Raw genomic sequence first — 3,966 nt, forward strand, 5'->3', positions numbered from 1 at the left:
TCATGCGCAAACTGCTCAACCGACGTTCGGGTGTCTTTATTGTCCACCTGCGTGCCGGCACTGGTCACGGCATTGGCCCCTTCGGTGTATTGCTGCGTGGCTTGCTCAAGCTGCTGCTTTTGCTCGGCATTCATATTGCTGTAAGCCGTACGTTCATCATCAGACCATTTCACGCCGCCACTGGCGCCTAAATTGAATGGCGATGCCCCTTTACCGGTGCCTACGCCGCCCTCGAAGCCGCCATAGACACTTTGCAGGTAAGCTTTTGATTGGTCTTTCGTCCAACCCGTTTGTTGAATCACGCTGTCAACCGCCGTTTGCATGTCATTCATACCTTGGCTGACTTGAGTATTAAAGCCACTGGTATTGCCTTCACCGTAAGCCAGGTTTTTACTCACACTATCATGCCAGCGGTCGCTCAGCGCGGCGCCTCCTTGGAGGGTTTGACTCAGTTGGGTACTGGTTTGTTCAAGGTTTTGCTGCGTTTGATTGCGGGCATTCGCCACACTCTCTTGCAGCATGCTTTGCGTGTTGGCGCTGATGTTGCCGCGACTGGTGGTTTGTGAGCTGTCGTAGGTGGTGCGCCCATCTCCGTGTTGTGTGGTCACCGAGCCGTCTGGGTTTTGGGTGTAGCTGTGACCTTGGTTGGCGAGGGTATTGGTATCAAACTTATTGGCATGGGTGTTGTTCATGCTGTGGTTGTCAATCTGCATACTGCCAAAATCCAGATTACCCGTGGACGCTGCAGCGCTCGCTCTGGCATTGGTCGAGTTAATCATGCTCGAGAGCTGGTAGTTCATGCTCGACATGACTTCTTGACCGCCTTTTAAAATGCCTTTGGCTATCATAGGGACGCCTATCATCAAGATACCCGTGATCCAGGCGAAGCGGCTGTGAAGCTCATCCGCGGCATTCGCGTTGGAAAGCACTAGCCCCCCGAACTTCCCCGAGACATCCGTAGACAGAGATTCCAGTCCCCAAAGCTGAAAGCCGTTGATGATGGCAAACAAGGCTGGCCACGTGGCCAAAAAGGCAAACGTCCCAAAATAGTTTTTTAACACCATCATGGTCAAGCCAGGAATGACCGCGGCACCTGCAACAAAGAAGCCTAGGCACGCGAACAACATAAACATCATGGTATGGAGCATCGGCAAGTATTCTCTTGCCATCAAACCTAATGACGCCCACATTGAGGTGGTTTGCAGTTTATTGGTGGTATAAGCGTAATTGAGCGCAGCTTGCGTTGGGTCAAGGCTATCAAGGTTGTAGCGTAGCTCGTTCATCAGCATGTTTTGTTTGATGGTGCTGGACGCGCTGGTACTCATTCTAAAAAATTTGTCGTAGCTGCGGGTGAGTGACTGCACCACTTGCGGCTTATAACGGTCCGCGTCTTTGCCAAGCAATTGATGCGCTAACAAGCTCATGTTTTTATTGGCGGCATCATCAAAGCGCTGCTTGATGATAGGGTAAGCTTCTTCACATCGCTTGTAGGTGCTTCGGCCGCCGCCTTCATCAAGATAAAGGGCGCGCAACGGGCTTTGCCTAACGCCGTCTAAAAAGGCAAAAATATCAGGGGCGGTAAAGAGTTCATCCCAGGTGTATTTCCCATTGATTCTCACATCCCCAATCATGCAGTTATGAAAGTAGTCTCGCCAGAGTTTTTGCAGCGCCAGCTCATTAATCCTGGATTGTCTTGAGAGCTGATACAGCTCAGAGCCAAACAACATCCCAGTACGACCATAACGCTCATCGTCGGAGGTGGTGAAAATGCCTTCCACACCTTCGGCCATCCCCACCATGATAGAAGAGAAAAAGTAAGTAGGCACGGCCACGAGGTAAGGGACATTATCCACCTTGTAAGCCTTACCCGGTTGCGTCTTATCAATGATGAGCATGTCGGCTTTCATGTTGATAAGAAACAGGGGTACGGCAAAGAACACCACCATCCATTTGATGAGGTCTTTGGGGTTACGTGACAGCATGAAGATAAACAAACTGGTGATAAGCCCCAGCATCATGCACATCTGTAAGTAATCCCCAAAGGTATTGGTTCTAAAAAAAGTGGCCAGCGCATTAAAGGCTTTGTTGACCACTTCGCCGGAAGTGTAAGTGTAATATTCGAGTATCATAGGTCAGTTCCCATAAGCCGGGGTAGGTTTGGTGGTCGTGCTGATTTCTTTTGTGCTTTGCTGCGTGGTCTTTCTTTGCGAGTCAATCAGTTGATTGCGGTTGTTGAGCGCCTCAATGGCGTTCTCAGCCAGCCCCGCGGTAAAGCGTTTGGCGTTATCGATATCACGAGTGATGAGGGCGATGTCATCCTGGCTGTTGTTGGTGTTGGCCAAGGATTGGCGGGCAACATTTAACATGCTCACGAGGTACTGATTAAGCAGCTCCACCGCTATCATTCGCGAGTAGTTGCTGGTATCGGGGGTTTGATTGGCGGATAAGTCGTCAATAAAGAACTTGAGTACCGGCGTTTGAATCAGCTCCAGAAAACCCTCTTGTTGACGCGTGAGTCTTTGGTCGGTGGCTATCTTTTGCAGTATCGATTCCAGTTGTTTGCGTATCTGGTTTTGTATGCCGTTAGTTTGACTTATGGATAAGTTATTGCGCTTGGTAATGGTAATGCACGCATCTGGGCCTGTTTTGCGACACTGATAAACGTCAGCCTTGCCCCCTTCGAGCAGCACGTTGACGAGGTTGTTGTTGTCGGTCAAAAGGCTAGGGTAATAACGCGGATTGCCGTCTTTGTCGTACACGTAAGAGCCTGACAAACTCATCATGAATTGCGCTAGATTTTTGTCGGAGGACAAAAAAGCGTTATTCATGATCGCAGACCAGACCACGTTGTGATTGGTTTGGGTCATGTCTTTCAGGGCTGGATCCTTTTTGGCGTCCTTTAGCTGACCCGCTGCTTTGCCTCCTGCGCCACATTCCTGCTGCCCTTGAACCCAATCTGAGAAGGCGTTGTTTTGTGTACCAAGCGTCGCGCAGACATGCTTTTTGGTAGCAGGAGCGGCAAAGGCGGCCAGTCCACCGATGGACGCTTGCGCGGCTTCACAAGAGTTCACCGATTGATTGAGATATTTGTCGAGCCTGGCTTGGAGATTATCCAGATTTTGCTTGAGCTGCGGTGCCCAGGTTTGCAGGGCTAAGTTGACAATAAAAGGAGGGGCATTATGAATAATGGCTTTGCCCAGTTTCACCAGTTGGTCTGAGCTGATGTGTGAAAATCCCCCCATAAACATATCAATGCCAGTGCACCCGGTACTGATGGAGGGGACAGTGACGCTGACCAACTGTGCATCGACAATTTGATTACGCACAAACAAACTGCCACCGGTGTAGTAGTTGGCCGATTGCCCTTGGTAAGCCGTCGGGGTTGAGACGTTGGCGTTGTACCCTGAGTTATCAAAAAAGCGGGCCAGCGAGTGGTTGGTGTCGGCGTGACTTACGCCTGATAAGCTGATGAGAAATAAAGGAATAACTCGCTTATTCACCGCAACGGTGGACAAGTGGTGGAAAAGTGAGCGCTTCATTGGAGAGCCTCCTGCACTCGCGGATCGTTAAGGGCGTTCTGAATGCTTTGGGCAAGCGTGCTTTCTGGTACGTCTCCAATGCTCAGACGTGAGAACTTACGGCTGTTCACGTTCATTAAGAAGGTCGCAGGCATGACCGTTTTTCCCTGGCCTGGGAAAAAGGTCTTGCCTATCTCTGGTGTGACAGGAATAGGGACCTCAAACCCTGGAAGGCCCGGCCCATCAACAGAGAAGGCGTAAACCGGCAATTGAAATCGCTCGCCAAGGCGAGTGATTTTAGGGGCGGTCTTATGGCAGTACGGGCAGGTGCTTTCAAAAAAGAACACTAGGGCATATTGGTTTTGCATGGCAGCGTGTGCGCTGGCGGCATGAATCAAAAAAGCAAGCACAAGGGTACGAAGAAATGGCATAGCGCCTCCTTACGTTT

General features: G+C 50.5%; 3 protein-coding genes. All 3 read right to left on the reverse strand.

What is annotated here, in order from left to right; all coding sequences use genetic code 11:
- Positions 1 to 2,129 (reverse strand): conjugal transfer protein TraG N-terminal domain-containing protein (locus tag AB4503_RS24125; protein ID WP_372115831.1); only part of this gene is annotated, 2,129 nt, incomplete at its 3' end.
- A gap of 3 nt (positions 2,130 to 2,132) precedes the next feature.
- Positions 2,133 to 3,539 carry a conjugal transfer protein TraH gene (locus AB4503_RS24130; protein ID WP_016800101.1) on the reverse strand — a complete coding sequence of 469 codons (1,407 nt, stop codon included), beginning with the start codon at positions 3,537 to 3,539 and terminating at the stop codon, positions 2,133 to 2,135.
- On the reverse strand, positions 3,536 to 3,949 hold the full coding sequence (gene trbB / locus AB4503_RS24135; RefSeq protein WP_016800100.1) for a type-F conjugative transfer system pilin assembly thiol-disulfide isomerase TrbB: 414 nt from the start codon (positions 3,947 to 3,949) through the stop codon (positions 3,536 to 3,538). The genes AB4503_RS24130 and trbB overlap by 4 nt, the downstream gene beginning before the upstream one ends.
- Between the last annotated feature and the right edge of the window lie 17 nt (positions 3,950 to 3,966).

It is taken from the genome of Vibrio sp. 10N.222.55.B11 (assembly GCF_041473705.1).
GTDB lineage: Bacteria > Pseudomonadota > Gammaproteobacteria > Enterobacterales > Vibrionaceae > Vibrio > Vibrio crassostreae_C.

Excerpts from the sequence above, each read along its gene's own strand:
- AB4503_RS24130 (WP_016800101.1), bottom strand. The coding sequence starts at position 3,539 with ATGAAGCGCTCACTTTTCCACCACTTGTCCACCGTTGCGGTGAATAAG.
- trbB (WP_016800100.1), bottom strand. The coding sequence starts at position 3,949 with ATGCCATTTCTTCGTACCCTTGTGCTTGCTTTTTTGATTCATGCCGCC.